This is a genomic window from Bacillus sp. FSL K6-6038 (genome assembly GCF_038050455.1).
GTDB classification, from domain to species: Bacteria; Bacillota; Bacilli; order Bacillales; family Bacillaceae_G; genus Bacillus_A; species Bacillus_A pseudomycoides.
In genome coordinates this window covers 11,667-28,365 of sequence record NZ_JBBOUH010000002.1, presented here as the reverse complement: position 1 = coordinate 28,365, position 16,699 = coordinate 11,667, and the positions used below count along the sequence as shown (strand labels likewise).

17 protein-coding genes and 2 pseudogenes are annotated in these 16,699 nt (G+C 36.3%); all 19 read right to left on the bottom strand.

Features of this window, described 5'->3' with window-relative positions:
• Positions 1-12 precede the first annotated feature (12 nt).
• The gene (locus tag NSQ40_RS27850; protein ID WP_003209679.1) at positions 13-345 is read right to left on the bottom strand and encodes a DUF1904 family protein; all 333 of its coding nucleotides are present in this window, start codon (positions 343-345) and stop codon (positions 13-15) included.
• A gap of 251 nt (positions 346-596) precedes the next feature.
• A complete protein-coding gene (locus NSQ40_RS27845; protein ID WP_003207679.1) occupies positions 597-1,160 on the bottom strand; it encodes a GNAT family N-acetyltransferase in 564 nt (187 codons plus the stop codon).
• Between the two features lie 162 nt (positions 1,161-1,322).
• Positions 1,323-1,472: a hypothetical protein gene (locus NSQ40_RS27840; protein WP_180227819.1), complete on the bottom strand. Its 150-nt coding sequence runs from the start codon at positions 1,470-1,472 to the stop codon at positions 1,323-1,325.
• Positions 1,473-1,981: 509 nt separating this feature from the next.
• Positions 1,982-2,260: an AbrB/MazE/SpoVT family DNA-binding domain-containing protein gene (locus tag NSQ40_RS27835; RefSeq protein WP_003207677.1), complete on the bottom strand. Its 279-nt coding sequence runs from the start codon at positions 2,258-2,260 to the stop codon at positions 1,982-1,984.
• A 202-nt stretch (positions 2,261-2,462) separates the two neighbouring features.
• Complete coding sequence (gene ssb, locus NSQ40_RS27830) at positions 2,463-2,957, bottom strand: single-stranded DNA-binding protein (RefSeq protein ID WP_003207673.1); 495 nt, start codon at positions 2,955-2,957, stop codon at positions 2,463-2,465.
• Positions 2,958-2,982: 25 nt separating this feature from the next.
• Complete coding sequence (locus NSQ40_RS27825) at positions 2,983-3,222, bottom strand: hypothetical protein (RefSeq protein ID WP_003207670.1); 240 nt, start codon at positions 3,220-3,222, stop codon at positions 2,983-2,985.
• A gap of 242 nt (positions 3,223-3,464) precedes the next feature.
• Entirely contained in the window at positions 3,465-3,653 is a 189-nt protein-coding gene (locus tag NSQ40_RS27820) for a hypothetical protein (protein ID WP_033796267.1), read from the bottom strand.
• Between the two features lie 325 nt (positions 3,654-3,978).
• The gene (locus NSQ40_RS27815) at positions 3,979-4,641 is read right to left on the bottom strand and encodes a restriction endonuclease (protein ID WP_033799477.1); all 663 of its coding nucleotides are present in this window, start codon (positions 4,639-4,641) and stop codon (positions 3,979-3,981) included.
• Positions 4,634-5,632 (bottom strand): DUF3991 and toprim domain-containing protein, encoded by a 999-nt coding sequence (locus NSQ40_RS27810; protein WP_098217725.1) that lies wholly within the window; start codon positions 5,630-5,632, stop codon positions 4,634-4,636. Before NSQ40_RS27810 ends, NSQ40_RS27815 begins: the two co-directional genes overlap by 8 nt.
• Before the next feature lie 74 nt (positions 5,633-5,706).
• Positions 5,707-8,361 carry a type IA DNA topoisomerase gene (locus NSQ40_RS27805; RefSeq protein ID WP_098604240.1) on the bottom strand — a complete coding sequence of 885 codons (2,655 nt, stop codon included), beginning with the start codon at positions 8,359-8,361 and terminating at the stop codon, positions 5,707-5,709.
• Positions 8,362-8,391: 30 nt separating this feature from the next.
• Entirely contained in the window at positions 8,392-8,682 is a 291-nt protein-coding gene (locus NSQ40_RS27800; RefSeq protein WP_033796264.1) for a hypothetical protein, read from the bottom strand.
• Positions 8,683-8,750: 68 nt separating this feature from the next.
• Positions 8,751-9,734, bottom strand: coding sequence for a hypothetical protein (locus tag NSQ40_RS27795; protein ID WP_033796263.1), 984 nt, complete (start codon positions 9,732-9,734; stop codon positions 8,751-8,753).
• Between the two features lie 997 nt (positions 9,735-10,731).
• Positions 10,732-10,945: pseudogene (locus NSQ40_RS29565) on the bottom strand (hypothetical protein); the annotation flags it as partial.
• A gap of 178 nt (positions 10,946-11,123) precedes the next feature.
• Positions 11,124-12,977 carry a reverse transcriptase/maturase family protein gene (locus NSQ40_RS27785; RefSeq protein WP_098604238.1) on the bottom strand — a complete coding sequence of 618 codons (1,854 nt, stop codon included), beginning with the start codon at positions 12,975-12,977 and terminating at the stop codon, positions 11,124-11,126.
• A gap of 628 nt (positions 12,978-13,605) precedes the next feature.
• Positions 13,606-14,135, bottom strand: a pseudogene (locus tag NSQ40_RS27780) (ArdC family protein); the annotation flags it as partial.
• Positions 14,128-14,409 (bottom strand): hypothetical protein, encoded by a 282-nt coding sequence (locus NSQ40_RS27775; protein ID WP_098102263.1) that lies wholly within the window; start codon positions 14,407-14,409, stop codon positions 14,128-14,130. The pseudogene NSQ40_RS27780 and the gene NSQ40_RS27775, both read right to left, overlap by 8 nt.
• 122 nt (positions 14,410-14,531) lie before the next feature.
• Complete coding sequence (locus tag NSQ40_RS27770; protein WP_097795955.1) at positions 14,532-14,993, bottom strand: hypothetical protein; 462 nt, start codon at positions 14,991-14,993, stop codon at positions 14,532-14,534.
• Positions 14,990-16,198, bottom strand: a complete 1,209-nt coding sequence (mobP2, locus tag NSQ40_RS27765) for a MobP2 family relaxase (protein ID WP_098604239.1) — start codon at positions 16,196-16,198, stop codon at positions 14,990-14,992. Before mobP2 ends, NSQ40_RS27770 begins: the two co-directional genes overlap by 4 nt.
• Positions 16,195-16,452: a hypothetical protein gene (locus NSQ40_RS27760; protein WP_097795953.1), complete on the bottom strand. Its 258-nt coding sequence runs from the start codon at positions 16,450-16,452 to the stop codon at positions 16,195-16,197. The genes mobP2 and NSQ40_RS27760 overlap by 4 nt, the downstream gene beginning before the upstream one ends.
• Positions 16,453-16,699: the final 247 nt, after the last annotated feature.

Below are 16,699 nucleotides of genomic sequence, written 5' to 3'. Positions count from 1 at the left end.
TTTCAAATAGCTCTAACTTGCACAATGCTTCCCGTTAATATAATACGCTGATTCTGTGAAAACCGTAAATACAACCTCTACTTCTGGAAGTCCAAAATCCATTACATATGTAGTAATGGCCTTGGCAAATCGATCACGAATTTCCTGTCCACGCTCGAACCATTTCACTTCAATAAGAGGAAACGCTTCTATTTCTTCTCCATTGAATACAAACGTAGAACTTGGTAGTTCCAACGTAAAATTATCCGTACCACACTCACAAATCTCTGCGAGCTCTTCTACTAATGGCTTGCTTATGCGTTTTAATTGTTTAGTAGTAATTCCACGAAACACAACATGCGGCATGTGAATCCCTCCGTTAGATAGCTTTATATTTGCTCACATCATAGCACAATTTATTTTGCTGCACTAGAATCTATTGATACATTTCAATGACATTCTTAAGTTGATAGGCATGCGTGTGACCCCTTAAAAGTTATGAAACCGTTCGTTATAAAAAATCAAAAAAGCCGCCTTCCAAATTTGGAAACCGACCTTAAGATATGTTGTACAACTATCGTATGCTTTAGTTGTACAAGGAATTTTAAAATTTTAATCTAATTTACCTTTGCATAGATGCAGGTATCAGTTAGTTTTTTACCGTCAGCTGAAAGATCTTCATTACGTAATATCCCTTCAAGCTCAAAACCTAGTTTTTCAGGGATCGTACGACTTTTAGTGTTATTAGATTCACATCGTATTTCAATCCTTCTAAATTTGAGTAACTGAAATCCAAGGTTTGTTAACTCACTTACTGCTTCTGTCATATATCCATTGCCACTAAATTGCGTGTTAATCCAGTATCCAATTTCACATTTAGAAATCTTCCAATTAATTCCGTGAAGGCTAGCAGTTCCAATAAAATCAATAGTACCCTTATGATAGATAAGATAGCGAAAGCTTTCTCTTTTCAAAAAATCTATATGGGCATTTCTCAGGATAATTTCCGTTTCTTCAACAGTAGGAATTGACTGGTATAAAAGCAACCATTGCTTTAACTCACTAATTGAATCCTTAATAGCTTGGTTTACGACATTCCCGTCACCAGCTTGAAGTGGTGCTCGAAGAATTAGTCTGTCTGTTTCTATTTGTAACGGAACATCTAATAAAATAGGATTCATATAATTTCTCCTCTCGAAAACTTTAATTTATGACATAATGAAACTTATATAATAAAAAAACTTTCACCCCAAAGAAATAATTCTTGAGGACGAGAGTTGCAATTTCGTGGTACCACCTCAGTTTGTTGATATGTCACCATATCAACCTCTTCGGGTACGTTACTATAATAAATAAATTAAAAAATACCCTATCTCACTAACAGGAGATCCCGTCACAGCATCACTATAAATTATTATAGAACCGTGCGAAGCTCCTAGTCTTTCTTCATTAAGAACTTGATATACAGCAATACAGTAAAGCTTATCTCCCATAAAGGGACCTCCCAAAAATTAGTAAACAATAAATATATATTCAATTAATCACTTAGAAATCCCTTTTCACATATTGAAAACTAAACTGCCAGTTGGTACAAAAAAATGGCTACCGAAGCAGCCTTAGGTTGTTCAACTAATGCATGCGTTAGTTGAATAAGGAATTATTATTTTTCATCTATTGGCTTCCAATTTTTATCTTTTGCATAATGGGGTAGCGTCACATCGCCATCAAGTTAAGAAAAGCAAATACCCCAAAACGAAAAAATGAGATTTTTTGTTACAAGTTAGTACAAAATTTCGTTCTGGGGGTACTATAAAATTTTAGCTTGATGGGCATGTGGCGCTACCCCTATTACTGTTAAAACGAGAATATAGAACTATCGTAGCACACAGAATTCAAAACAGGGAAAGAATCCCTTGATGAAGTATCTTAATTTATTTATTAGAAATATGGTACGTGAAATTATATAGATATAGCTTAAAAAAGCCCCTCTGAAAGGAGCCAATTATTTTACAAGATTCTTCTGTAATTCCTCTATTATAAGCTCTGCACCTGCTGGACTTAATGTAATCTTCCCGTCTGCTACAGAAATATTTTTATCAGTTACTTCTCCTGTTATTGCACAAGCACCATTAGCTTCATATTTTTTCAAGATGATCTTTTCACCTTCTACATAGATCTCTAACGGTGTCTTTTCTTGAATTGCTAGCGTGCGTCTTAATTCCTTTGGTATGACTACACGTCCTAATTCATCTACTTTTCGCATTACCCCTGTTGATTTCATAAAAACTCTCCCTTACATGATCTATAGCTGCATCTTTCATACCCTATGCTATTCTTTATTGTAACAGGCTTTCTCCAAAGATTAAAAGCATTATGAACCAAAAGCTTACAATCATGATAACAATCTCTTTACACCTTTGTGAAAAGGGATACTGTGTTTCTTCCATCTATTGTTTCCTCCTTTTGTACAAAGATCTCCCCCATTAAAATGGTAAATCGTCGTCCGAAATATCAATTGGTTGACCTGAATTAGAGAATGGATCATCATTCTTTTTAAATCCAGAATTACTAGCTTGATTAAATGAGTTCGAACCTTGATTACCAAAACCAGCTCCTACTGGCTGTTGATTAAATGAATTATGTTCTCCTCCACCACTATTACGTGGCTCTAAAAATTGTACGCTCTCTGCAACCACCTCTTTAACATATACGCGCTTCCCGTCTTGCCCCTCATAATTACGTGTCTGAAGACGACCATCTACACCAGCTAAACTACCTTTCTTTAGATAGTTTGCTACATTCTCAGCTTGTTTACGCCAAACAACCACTGAAATGAAGTCAGCTTCTCTTTGTCCCTGGTTTGTGAACGGTCTATTCACAGCTAGCGTAAATGTTGCGACCGCAACCCCATTTGGCGTGTAACGCAAATCAGGATTCTTCGTGAGACGACCAACTAAAATTGTACGATTTAAAGACATGTGTTTTTTCCTCCCTTAGTTTCCTCTATTTTTTAGGTTCACCAAACCATTCATACATAGCTTGACGACTAATAATCCATTCTTTTCGTTTTCCTTTTGGGTGTAAAAAGAATTTTATTAAACCTTCATCTAACATCCGTTGTAACTCTACTACTTTCTTTTCAGTCATACCTGAAGGGCTGAATTTGTGCTTTAGTGTTTCACGAGGAATCCCCCAATGAAATGATGCTTCACTTGGTGTCATGTATTTTTCGATTTCTTTCATGAATATCTCCTTTGTTGTTTTCTTTTTATGCTATACTGTTAGTGAAGCGAATGTACTAGATTCCTTCACAGTACGATACTCATTCAAATGCCCTTTGTTTGCTTTTTGCAACGGAGGGTTTTTATTTTTGATGCTTAAATCTTGATTCTAAAATAGCTAAACGAATGAGTTTAACCTTTATTTCCTTACTCAAAGATAACCACTCCGGCGTATTGATTTTCATCATTGATCTCCCCTTTTCTTTACATCATTTTGATTACTATCATATTTTTTTCTAACTCATTGACCTGCAAATGATACGGTGTCCCTGTTGCTTCTAATGCCTTGCAAAACATTTGATAATACTTAAAATTGCTAAGATCGAAACCAATTTGACCTTTTGTAAGGAAATGTCTTACGTCTTGGATTACTTCAACTGACCTCTTTTTCATTGTAATCACTCCTCATCAAATACGCTCTTATAAGGTCATTATAACTCTCTTTTCACGACCTTGCAAGGTCTATGTGTTAAATTTTCTGAATTTTTATTTTTAATAACGGGAGAATACGTGCAAATTTATATAAATTAACAAGAAATACTTTAAAACATCATTTGAGGTTCATAAATCTCTTCAAATAAGATTTTAATTTAACGGATACCTATTACATTAGGGGTAATGATAAAATCCGTTACAAAGGAATCTGAGAAGCCGTTTTTTCATAAGAACTTCTTTTTTTGAATAAAATTAAAAATGAGCTGAATAAAGTGCTTTCAACTCATTTATTGACCGCTTCCGTATGTGTACAAGATGGAAATTGAGAACAACCAAAAAACTTATTATCATTTTTCTTTGAATATCGGATGACTAATTGATTTTTACAAACCGGACATTTCCGTTCTGCTGGATTGACTTGCTGATACACATCTTTCGCTTTTTGTTCTGGATTCACTTTGGTAATCAAATTCTGAAGCTCAAAACGATCAATAAGTTTCACCTGGCATGCTTTTGCTAATTCTTCAGCTTGTTTTGTAAATACACTATTGGTTACGATCCATGCCTCGTCAGCCTTGTAGTATGCTTTTCCTGCATATACTTCTTGTACAGCCCGAATCCCAACTCGATTCTTTATCCCATATCGTTTCGCCTGGATTACAATACGATTTCTCCCTTTTAATATGACGTCTACACCGTAATCACAAGAGCGTTTGGTGACTTCTGGACGATATCCAAGTTCTCGAAAAAGAGCCTTTAGATATACTTCAAATTGAAATCCATCCATTTTGTCAATGTAACGAATCCCCGACTTCGCCATCCTCTTCAGAATTCGAATTTCACGTATTTTTCCAACACTCCATTTTAAGATATGAAAGATAATATAAAGACCCATTCCATACAAAAAAAGCTGTAATACACCTGATATTGGTAATGTATTAGACACTTCGCTCCATCTCCTTTTTTGGTGTTAGTTTCTTTTGCTGCGGTTGCGTTTGTTTATAAAGCTGTTGCTTTTTTTCAGTTGATTGTATGACTGCCTTCAGTGCATCATTCCAATCTTTCTCCTGTGATGGAAGATGCATTTGGACACGTGGTGTAATCGTTAAAGCTCCTATCTTTTCCGTAAATTCTTTCCCCGCTTTATCATTATCTACTGCGAGGACAATTCGATTCACGGGAAATCCTTCATCTTTTGTCTCTTTAAATGTACGTAAAACAGTCTTCATCTTTAAACCATTCATACTAATCAGCCTTGCATTTTGAAGACGGTTTTGTTGTAACGTCCAATAGGAAAGAAGATCAATCGGGCTCTCGAAATAATAAATGGATGTTGGTTTCCCAACATCCACCATAAATCCTGTATGTGGTTTTCCATTCGGCAAAATTTGCTTGAAAGAACCTCGTTTATTTTCCATCTTAACTGTCCCTTGACGTTCTGCGCCTACTATATCTCCTGTTCCACCTTGTTCCCGCCATTTAAACACGACATTCTTCTTTTTATCTTGTGCAACGAGATCCTGCCCAATCAACCAATTGACTAATCGGGAATCAATTTTCCGCTCCTGAGTTAAATATTGCTTAATCGCTTGTTTATCCTGGACTTCCAAATGCCCTGGATAACGAAATGGCTCATCTTGTTTTGGCTCTTCTTCCTTAGATGATGTAAAGGTTGGATAATCACCAAGATTCACATCACGGACAGCTTCTTGAAAAGACATACCATAATACATTTTCGCAAAACTAATTGCTCCATATCCTTTCTCTCCTCGACTATTCCACGCAAACATATTATCTCGAATAATAAGGCTATCATGCTCCGTATGTCGGTAATAGTTTCCCTCTTTTTGAAATTTTTCTCCTTTGGCCTCTAAATACGACAACAAATCCACATCTTTTGCTTTCATGACTTCCTCCTCTGCCAGTCGATATGTCATGTTGGCACCTCCCCTTGTTGTGAATGGTTTCAAGAATAAAAAAGAGAACTGTTGGTATCAGTTCTCTACATCGTTTATTTTCCAAATAAGAATTTTAATCGTTTTTCTTGTGTACTGTAGGATAACCGAGCATCAAATTTCTTCCCTGTATTTTTAGATTCAAACCCTTTAATTTGATCGGTCATATTCTTTTCTAATATTTTGATCACATTGTTACTACTAATTTTCTTTCCAGACACGACCCCTGGAATAATGAATTCACAAGTCTTTTTATATTGCTCGCATAAGTAATTTGATTTGCCTACAATGACTTGGCTCTTACATAGCGGACATTTCCCTATTGTACGATCTTCCATTGTTGGAAATCGAAACTTTAAACCCTCCTTATCCAAATAGAGCGCCGCAGTAAATTCACCCTTTTCTCCTTTAAATCCTTGAATGAAGTCTGAACATTGCCCCTTCAAAATTTTTTTTAGTTGAGAAGGGGGAATCGCTTTTTCTTTGATTTTTGCTGGCAACATGAACTTGCAACCATTTTTATATTCTGTGCACCCAAAGAATGTTTTTCGGTGAAGAATGTCCCCTTTCTTACAGTCTGGACACTTCCCAAGAGACAGCTCCTCTGTCGTTGGAAACTGGAACTGTACTTTGCCTTCTCGGAATACTAAATACGCTGAAAACTCTTTCTCACCAGATTTAAAACCTTTTAACAGATCCGTTTTCTTACCTTCAAACAGCTTTTTTATTTGTGCTTCAGGAATCGCCTTTTCTTTAATTTTCTTTGGCATACGGATCTCACACTCTGGATAATTACTACATCCATAGAAGTTGCCCTTATGAAGGATTTTCCCCTTTTTACATGGGCAACGGCATACTTCAATTTGTTGATTCCAATTCAAAATCATTTCATCTGCCACTTTTTCTTCTGTTTCTCCAAGCTTCTCAACTGTTTCTTTCACAAATGTATTCGTATTTTCCACAAACTCATCATATGGCATTTCTTTCTTTTCAATCATATGAATCATCCCTTCCATTTCAGCCGTATAAGCTGGATTTTTGATTTCATCTATCGGAAATTTTTCTACAAATGCACGACCAATTTTCGTAGTACGGATTTGACCATTGGTAACTGTGATGTAATTTCTCGTTGCAAGCTTAGGAATGAACGTCTCTTCTGTTGCGACTGTTCCAATCCTTTTTCCTTTCATTAACTCTTTTAAATGGTCATCATCTAACTTGCGACCAGCGGTCTCCATAAACGTTAGGATGGAGCTTTCTGTATGGAATGCTGGTTTCTTTGTTTTTGACTGAATGAGGTCATGTTTTACGATTTGGAATGAGTCTCCTTCATATAAAAAAGGGATTTGAAAGCTTTCCACAGACCCTTCTTCCATGTCCTCGTGAAATACGCTTAAAAATCCCTTCTCTTGAAGCACCTTCTCTTTTGTACTATATATATTTTCATCTTGATCCATAAACTGTGCTTCACGCACCAAATAAACAGCCGGTGACATAAAGTTCCCAATGAATCGCTTTACAATAAGATCATATAATTGAATTTCTAATGGTTTTCTATTGGTCCCGTCATATGGTTTTGTTGTTGGGATGATGGCAAAGTGACTATCTACAAGTTCATCGTTAAAAGTGGCATGTTTTTCTGTAATGGTATGCGTATCTACAAGTTGCACCAAATCCGCATAATTGGTAGACTGCAAGGCTTTGAATACTTCTTGTACTCTGCCTACCTTTTCCGTTGGCAAATGCCTGGACGATGAACGAGGATACGAAATCCAACCTTCTTCATATAAACTTTGAATATGTTTTTTTGCGGTCTCTGCGCTCACTTTCAATTTTGAATGTGCCTCTTTATACAAATCCGTCAGGTTATATAACAATTTTGGTTTCTTTTTTCTGGTACTCTCTTTAAACTCCGTTACCGTTAATTCTGTACCAACTAATTTAGCACCAAGCTTTTGCAAAGGAGCCGGATCTAATAACTGGTCGTCTGTCTTCATGATTGCCTCTAAGCCATTGTCCGTGATGAGCTTCAAATTATAATAGATCTGTTCTCTATAATTCTCTATCGCTACCTCACGTTGCCAAATCTCATGTAACAGGCACATTTGCACACGCCCCGTCGCTAATAAGAATTGGTTTTTAGTAAGTTTCGTTGTACACCCTCTCGTCACATTAATTCCGAGAAGATAGTCTAGGTATTGCCTCGCTTTTGCGGAGTTTGCAAGTCCGTCATAGTGTTCCCCTGGCTCTAATCGATTCAATCCAGCCTCTAATTCTGCTGGTTCATAAGAAGAAAGCCAAAGACGAGATTGTCGTTTATTTATACCTGCATACTCATACATTTCACGATAAATCAGTTCACCTTCACGATCTCCATCACAGGCGTTGACCACATGATCTACATCTTGACGCTGTAATAGCTCCACTAGCGTATTAATTTGTTCAATATAATCTGGTTTTACCTTATACTCTGGTTCTACTAATAGAGGTAAATGTTCAAACTTAAATTCTTTGTACTTTTCATCCATTTCTTCTGGATGCTTCAGCTCTAATAAATGACCCGAACACCAACTAATAATATATTCCTGGTTTTCAAAGTATCCATAATACGGTTTACTACCCATATGTTTTTCTGCATTTCGAAAACGTGGTGATTTCAATAATTCGTATGCAACTTTCGGTTTTTCCGCAATAAATAATGTTTTTCCCACCATTCATTCCTCCTCATATATGTAACATCTTTAATTTTGACGCTTCATTCTTCTTACTTTGAACCGTTTTATCGCACATTGTGCCATCCATATACAAATGTTCATCGCCACAACTACAAGCAACATACAGCCAGCAAATAACCATGGATTCATGACATCTTTCTGCAAAAAGACATACATTTGTTTTTTCTCTGACAATATTTCGCGTACAATTTGAATTTTTTGTTTTGGGAACGAAATAAAAATCAATTCTTCTGCATTTTTCGTTTCTGCCCATACACCCGTATAGTCGATGTCTACGATTTCAACGATATTTACCATCCTTTTCTCTCCTTTCGCTTTTAAAAAGAAGAAGAGCACTGTTTCACAGTACTCTTCTCAACCTATATCTATCTAGAATGTTCCATTTCTTTTGGCTGCTCTTTCTTTTTCACACCTTTAAACTGATGAAAAAGTTGTGCGAATTTATTTTGACTTTTTGGTTCTTTCTCCCGGCTCGATTCTTTTTTACTGTTTTTATCATATTCCTGTTTTTCTTGATCTAAGGCTTTTTCAATGCTGGACAACTTTTCCCGCTGGGAATCTGTTAGATTCATTCCTTTTAACTCCTGAAGAGCTTCCTTTTTCAACCGGTATACTTCAGGATATGAATGTGTCTTCTCAAACTCTTTCATTTCTTTGACACGCTCTTCCCGACTTTTTGTATACGTTTCTTCTTGTTGCCCTGGACTATTATCCTGTTTTTCTTTTGATGAGGTTTGTTTATTTGGATTTGATCCCTTTTCATTATCAACTCCTAATAACATAAGCAATTCTGCCTGGTATTGTTCCTTGTAACGTATCTCATCCTGAGAAGGAGCAATCTCTTCTAAAATTTGTTCCTTATACGACTCTTTATATGCCTCTTTGGGCATTGCTTTAGGCATCACCACATGATTTTTTTCATCTAATGGCTCTAGAGATGAGAAAGACTGTTCTACTTGATTTTCCCTCTTTTGATTGGCTGTTTCATCCATTCTTTGCCGCTCAATCGTTCTTTGTTTTATCAAATTTTTTACCACATCAGACAACTGCTTCTCTCCTGTAAGTCGAAGAGAAGATTTCGACCAATTCTCACCATCTATTTCTTGTTCATATACTCTCACTTTCCCTGTATCATGATGAACATCAATTGTGATATCTCCTTGCCCCCAGTCCATTTCGCTTGTTACAGATGGAATTGCAAAACGAGCCACACCAGGCTCAACTCCTCTTTGTATTTCATGCATATTCCCTTCAGGAAACCTTTCTTTTTGTTTACCAGTCATCTTAATTGCTTGTTTATATAAGGCTTCTCTGGTTTCTTCTTGCTTCAGTTGTTCTTGTATATTCATTTTTTCTCTTCCCCCTTTATAATAAAAAATCACTTCTCGTTCTCAACGATAAGTGATGACATTGTTTCTTTATTAAATTGTGTACACAAGCCATTTATCGTCCTAATTCCAAAATGTTTCTTTTTCTTTGCAACATTTTGGAATTGTGCAAAGTTGGAGAATGGTTCAAACTGTTTTTCCCCATCAACTACTTTCGATTCGGTTTGCTTAGTAACTGTAACTCCTTCTTTGTTCAATTTTTCTTGTACTTTACTTTCTAATTGATTAACAGATTCTTGGGTAATTAGTTCATTATCAATTGCTACATTTTTGGTTGCAAAATAACGTTCTTCCACCTGTACACGACTTATAATACTATCAATATCGTTCACCGTTTCATTAGATTGAGCCCGCTTAAATGCTTCATATTTTTCACTTAATTCTTTTTCCATTGAAGCTGTAACATGTTTAGCTGTATGCGGAAGCGGTTGTAATTTTTGTTCTAATGACTCAATTGGTGCATAACCTTCCTGTTTCATTTCTTTATATAACTCTACTTCTTTTTCACTAAACGTTAACTCTTTTGGATCCTCAGCTTTATCTACAAAGTCTACTTCTCTTTGTATCCATTTATCATATATTGCTATTTTGACTAGATCATTTAAATCAATCTGTGCATCTTTTTGATGTACAACAAACGAACTTCCTTTCCCATCAAAAACAGAGTTATGGACTGTCTCATATAAATCTGGTTGCAAAATTTTATTTAAGTGAACATCTTTTACACCACCGTTTTTTTCCGTTAAAGATACAGATAAACCTTCTTGATTTGGTTCTTCTTTCTTCCGTATTGGTATGTCAGTAATCTCTTTAGTAAAAGCATCCATCATGTGTATTTTTCCACCATACATATCTTGAGCATCCTTATACAACACTTCGATTGTAACCAAATGCGCTTTCTCATCTGGCATACGTTCAAACAATTCGTCCGTTTGTTTTTCTACTGATTGTGTTTTTTCCATATTATCTACCTCTTTCCCTTTTATATTTTCGTTTTCTTTCTCCAAAGTACTTTCTATCGTTTCAATGAACTCAACCGATGTTTCATGTACTTCTTTTAGCAACTGAGTTTTATCTTTCATCTCTTTTCCTTTTGTCCAATTGGCTAGGTAACCGAGTGAATATTCGCTTGTATCAATTCCGAAATAGGAAGAAACCGTAAAGGCTGTCATTTCTGCTTGAAATTCTTTTTCTGGTGCTGTGTAATTCATATGTGTTTCTACTGTATGAAGTTTGGCATGGTAGGGTAGATACCCAGTGCCTTTCCATATTTCTATGGTAGGTTCCCAAGCATCCCCCTCAGAACCGTACGTACACGTCTCCATGTATACGGCTCGCCATTAACTTACTTCAATCTAACAATCCAGCATGGAGTTTTCGATGACAGTCGTTGCCGCATCCTTGGGCACAAAGTGCCATTGTCTTGCGGTTCCTAGCTATCATTGCTTTTTCCCATAGCTTTTTACCTTTTAAGTCCTTTAATTTTCTTACATGATGAATTTCCAATTCAACGTTTTCTACATGACACCACTCGCAGCGTTCCGCTTCTAATCTTGAGATGAGACTAGTTCTACCAAAATCGAATTTATTGATTGGTATGTCAGTATTAGTATGGTCTGCCTTTATAGAATGGTTTCGTTTGAATCCATCATCATAGAAGTATCGAGTTTTGTTATCTTTTTTAGTTTTGTATCTAACCGCAAAAACTCCATTAATACAGTATTTATTTTTCACTTTACTTATTGATGTTTTATATTTATTGGCAAAAGTTTTGTACAGACTGTATTCCATAAAGTATTTAAATTTATTAAGTCCACTTACGTTCATAGCTAGTCTAAAGTAGTTGTACATACCCCTGATTTCAGCGTTATAACGAGTGAGAATTTCCAAATCATCGTTATTGACCAGTACCCTACGATGCATTGGCCTCCATTTACATCCATCAATCTTTATAGCTTTATGTTCTATAAGTTTACTGACCCAAGCCTCTTTTGGCATATAAATGGAGACTCTTCCAGAGTGAGAACGTGAGAGAACCTTTTTTTGTTGTTCTGTCGGTCTTGAAGTCGGTTTTGGTTGTTGATTCCTACTAATGGCAATGTCGTAACCTAGAAATCTAGCGAATTTTCTACTGTTTGTGATAAGTGTCTTATCTTGTGAGAGTTCGAGTTTCAATTTGTGACTGATGAACTCAGTTAGTTCTTTTTTTATCATGACTGCATCTTCTTTACTGCCAATAATACCAATTAGAAAATCATCCGCATATCTGACATATTTCAATCTTTTGTAGTTCTGATCCATAGGATCTTTTGAAGGTAATTTCATCTTTTTATTATTAGCTTCTTGGATGTGACCAATCATTTCTTCACGTTCGCTTTCTTCGAGAGTTCCTTTCGCTGCTTTGTCCTTTAATTTCTTTTTAAGACGCATGCTTTTTTGATGCAGTTTTCTGTATTCAGGGTTTTCCGCCTTATTTTTTCCCTTATTGAATTTATGTTGGAACTCTTCAATAAATTTATCTAGTTCGTTTAGATAAATATTAGATAAGATAGGACTGATAATACCTCCTTGAGGTGTGCCACTATAAGAATTGTGGTATTTCCAATCTTCTACATATCCTGCTTTAAGAAATTTCCAAATAAGTCTTAGAAATTTCTCATCCATAATTCTTTTACGAAGTAGATTAATTAAAATAGAATGATCAATGTTATCAAAGAAGCCTTTTATATCTCCTTCAACAAACCATTTTATTCCATTGAATGTGTCAGCGATTTTCTTAATGGCCGTGTGACAGCTTTTGTTTGGGCGATACCCATGAGATCTGTCACTGAACGACCTTTCATAAATGCTTTCCAGAATGTATTTAACTACAGTTTGTAGCAGTTTGTCATCAAATGATGGAATGCCAAGTGGTCTTTTGCCATTACCACGCTTTTTTCCGATATAGGTTCTTCTAACTGGAGTTGGTTGATACCTTTCACCCTTGAGTGAGTCGATAATATTACTGATTCTTTTCATGCTCATGCCATCGATTGTTTTACCATCTGACCCTTTAGTCATGTTACCAGGGTTAGAATAAATTTCATCATATGCCATAAGATAAAACTCTGGATTGTATAAGTTTCTGTAAACTCTTTGATACTTGTAGTTTTCGTCATTGGACTTGCCTGTTAGATTGTCCAATACCACTTGAGGATTCCTCATAGAGCCTCTCGCTCCTTCTTCTTATAATATTGGATTCGGTTAACTGTCTTCCTTCGCCATCTTAGCTTCACAGCTATGACCTAACATGCGTTATCTGATGTTAGCGTGATAGGTTTTCCCTATCTCAAACTAGTACGAAGACTCCGTTGTCATATCGATTTTTCAGTCCCAAATGGACATAGCCCGTAAGGGCTTATCGACTTAGACAATCTCCATTTAGATTATGCAGGGAAGCTTGTATTAGTATCGGATGCGACTTTCGCCATTTATCATCGTATAGATGTTGGTCAGTGGGAGGTCATATTTCAACGTCTAGCACATCCGTTGAAATTCCCACTTGCATAGCATTTCACGTGTTGTTTACTATGGTCCACGATATAACCCCTCTGGCTATCGTTCAGGCAGTGTAGCTTTCATCCTTATCTATTACTTTGGTCTTGCCATTCAGTCGTACTGTAACACGCCAGTAACTTATGGCTTTATAGACATGCTATTGTCCCCCTGTTGGTTTCCCAACACGAGTGTCTTGATATTTTAGGAATACCAATAAGTCTTTGACCTTATGATGTTATGACCACATCAGCTGTTTGCTACGACAGCAATCCCTAACACATCCTTATGGACGCACCGCTAATTCATGAAGAAGGGTTTTCACATTTTGTAATTCACTGTTTCGTGGATTCAAGGAAACCTCTTTTGTTAGGGTGTAGCTCACCCCGTTTGCGACACATCGAATACATAGCCGACAGAAAAATATAGGCGACCTGGTTTCACTTCTATGCTTTTAGATTCAATTTGCTTCTTCTCTTCTTCGTTTGCTTTCGCAACGTGTTTCCAAGTACCATCTTTATCTTTAAATTTTGTTGTCGTCTGGTTCGGAACTAGAATCTGAATTCCTTTCTCACCTTTTTTAACGGAGAAACCTTTTTCTGTCCAAAAAGAAAAGGAACCCACGGCTCTGGATCCCTCAAATTGATTCTGTATTAATGCAATATTGGATGGTGAATAACGATAAAACTTTGCCATAAATGACAAATACTCTTTTAAGTCTTCTGGCGAACGAAAATAACCTTCTATGCCTTTTTCCATCTTTTTTGTTAGTGCGATTACTTTTTGTTTTTTCTCTTCAAATGAAACAGGGGAACGCTTTTTACTCATTGTTTTCCGCTCCCTTTGAAGAGGCTTCGATCAATTCATCCATCGTTTCTTCATTCCATGTTTCTAAATCAGTTGGAACACATATTTTCTTTGTTTTCATGTTGATGGGAATAAGTAAATCATTTTCTGGAAGCTCAATAAAATCGAACAACTCTTGCTCTTCCTCTTCTGTTAATGGGATTGTAACTTCTTGATTTGCGACGTGAAAAGTAACTTCTCTTTCGCCAATAGATTTTATAATTCCTAGTTCAATATCTTCATGGAACAATAGCATTTTATCTTCTCCTCTTTTGTTAATTATTTATTTTCAATCCACGATTGTATTCTTTCTCATAATTCCTTAATTGCTCAAACACTTTTTCTAACTTTCTCATTGCATACATCATCCTTTCTTTATCAATTCACCTCCTCCACTGGAACATACACTTCTTTTGTTTGCCCTTTCGAAGCTTGATAATCCATCTTCTTTTGTCGTTTATGTGCAATTCTCTCCTCTACTACTTCTCTTATATGTTTTGTTGCTTCGGTTTCTGCAATATCAGTTGTACAAACTCCTTGATACTGTTCATGCTCATAGATGCCATTCATAAACTCAATTAACATTTGTGTATTTTTATCAGCACTATTCGTACCAAGCCGGATTTTTGTAAGTTCTTCTTTCATCACCTCATGAAGGTGCTTTGTCACGACTTCTGTAATATATCGAAGCGACCATTCTTGTTGTTTCGCTTCTTTATGCTCTTTAAAGATTTGTGCTAAAGCGACTCCGTTGTATCTAATTTTATGTTCTTCTTTAAATGCCATAAGATAATCATCAGTATCTTTTTCTAACTTTAATACACGCCTTACTTTACTCATCGTTCATATCCCCTCTCATTTTGTTGTTGGATTTCTCTCTCAAGACGTTCATAATAACGTTGGTTTTTCCAACTATCATATTCACTTTTGAACGCACCCTCCATTTTCCTAAGTGCATACTGCATCGAGACATTTTGTTGAAAGTTCTTTCGCTGACTGGGCTTTCGGTCTAACATTTTATCAATGCGCTGTCGTTCTTTATCGTATGCTTTCATCTCTTGTAAAAACGCATTTCCCATTCGCTTGTGAAGCTCTTCTATTTTATTTTCCTTATAATTTTCATATCGTTTCTTATCACCAGAACCTTCTCCATATGCTCTCTTTAATACGTCTACTTCTTTATCTAGCTTTTGAAGAAACTGTTTATAATCTTCCTTATAATGCTTCTCGATATATTTTTGCGTTAATGCATCAAGATGAGGACGGAGTGGCCGCAATGTATTGTAACTGTATTGCCATTGCCTTTTGTCTTCTGGTAAACGTTTATAAATGAACTGAAATAAGGGTTTAAACTCTCGATTGCGCCATGTGAATGTGGAATCTTCTTTCTTTTTGGCAACCATACTCTTTCGAATCAAATCGTTAATCTGTTTTTGTTCCTGACCACGATCCATAATATTTTGAACCACTTTTCCCTTCATCGCATCCAATGTTTTTTGTTTTCGCTTCCCTCGTTCTCTCGTTGGAAAAGGTTCAACAGTTGCGACATGAATATGAAGGTTATCCGTATTATAGTGAATCGCTCCTGACCAAATGGCTGTATGTTCTAACTTTTCTCTTTTTAACATTTCTTTCATCGCTAATCGGGTAACATCCATTAATTTTGTTTCATCTACAGTTCGTGTTCTAGGGTCATACACACCATGTTCTGCAAGCCAATCATTATCAAACGTGATGACGTCTTGCCACATAATACTTTTATTCTTTTGAGCGAGCTGAAACATCTTTTTTAAGTCTTTCTTTTCATTTACCTTTAAACCGTTACTATGCTCTGTGAAGAGAGAAGATGTCTTCTCTGAATCTCCCATATAATTCTGATACAGAGAAAACATTTTCTGGTGCGCTTCACCTTCTTTTTTCGCATCTTCTCGGTCGACATACTCCACATAATCCTGAAATGTTTTTCCATCTGCTGTAACAAAACGAGATACTGTCACCACACCAGGCGTCACTGTTGCTTGTGAAGGACTTGTTGATTGGCTCATGCCTCATCATCCTGCGTCATCATTTGTAAAAAAGCATTCATTTCTTTTACAGCTTCAAAACAACTTTCCATCGCATAGATATTTTTTTCTAATAACTGTTGAAGATACAATTCACGGTTTTGTTGTTCCCGGTAAAACGCCAATGTTTCAATTTGTCCTTTCAAAAATTCCTGTCTTGAAATGTTTTTCTTCTTTGCAATTTCATCTAATCTATTGATCGCAACTGGACTCAAATTTCGGATTTTAATATCCATCTGTTATTTTGCCTCCATTCGTTCAGAACACTTCACCCAAGAGTGAGAAGAGCATAAGGGATTTTTGCCCCCACCGAGGGTGTGGGACTAGGCAAAGCCTAGTAAAATCGTGGGGTCATGAAAGTCTTTCAAAAGTCGAGTCGAGGTCGACTCAAATTCCCCTCTGGTTGAGTCACGGTCGAGTCACCTTTCTATACAGGTTGACTCGAGGTCGAGTCGTAAATAAAGAAAGTTGAGTCATGGTCGA

Bases quoted from the DNA above. Each gene is read 5' to 3' on its own strand.
- NSQ40_RS27845 (WP_003207679.1), bottom strand. From the start codon at position 1,160: ATGAATCCTATTTTATTAGATGTTCCGTTACAAATAGAAACAGACAGA.
- NSQ40_RS27835 (WP_003207677.1), bottom strand. From the start codon at position 2,260: ATGAAATCAACAGGGGTAATGCGAAAAGTAGATGAATTAGGACGTGTA.
- NSQ40_RS27825 (WP_003207670.1), bottom strand. From the start codon at position 3,222: ATGAAAGAAATCGAAAAATACATGACACCAAGTGAAGCATCATTTCAT.
- NSQ40_RS27770 (WP_097795955.1), bottom strand. From the start codon at position 14,993: ATGAGTAAAGTAAGGCGTGTATTAAAGTTAGAAAAAGATACTGATGAT.
- ssb (WP_003207673.1), bottom strand. From the start codon at position 2,957: ATGTCTTTAAATCGTACAATTTTAGTTGGTCGTCTCACGAAGAATCCT.
- mobP2 (WP_098604239.1), bottom strand. From the start codon at position 16,198: ATGAGCCAATCAACAAGTCCTTCACAAGCAACAGTGACGCCTGGTGTG.
- NSQ40_RS27820 (WP_033796267.1), bottom strand. From the start codon at position 3,653: ATGAAAAAGAGGTCAGTTGAAGTAATCCAAGACGTAAGACATTTCCTT.
- NSQ40_RS27850 (WP_003209679.1), bottom strand. From the start codon at position 345: ATGCCGCATGTTGTGTTTCGTGGAATTACTACTAAACAATTAAAACGC.
- NSQ40_RS27795 (WP_033796263.1), bottom strand. From the start codon at position 9,734: ATGAATATACAAGAACAACTGAAGCAAGAAGAAACCAGAGAAGCCTTA.
- NSQ40_RS27775 (WP_098102263.1), bottom strand. From the start codon at position 14,409: ATGCTATTGTTCCATGAAGATATTGAACTAGGAATTATAAAATCTATT.
- NSQ40_RS27810 (WP_098217725.1), bottom strand. From the start codon at position 5,632: ATGACATATCGACTGGCAGAGGAGGAAGTCATGAAAGCAAAAGATGTG.
- NSQ40_RS27840 (WP_180227819.1), bottom strand. From the start codon at position 1,472: ATGGGAGATAAGCTTTACTGTATTGCTGTATATCAAGTTCTTAATGAA.
- NSQ40_RS27785 (WP_098604238.1), bottom strand. From the start codon at position 12,977: ATGAGGAATCCTCAAGTGGTATTGGACAATCTAACAGGCAAGTCCAAT.
- NSQ40_RS27800 (WP_033796264.1), bottom strand. From the start codon at position 8,682: ATGGTAAATATCGTTGAAATCGTAGACATCGACTATACGGGTGTATGG.
- NSQ40_RS27760 (WP_097795953.1), bottom strand. From the start codon at position 16,452: ATGGATATTAAAATCCGAAATTTGAGTCCAGTTGCGATCAATAGATTA.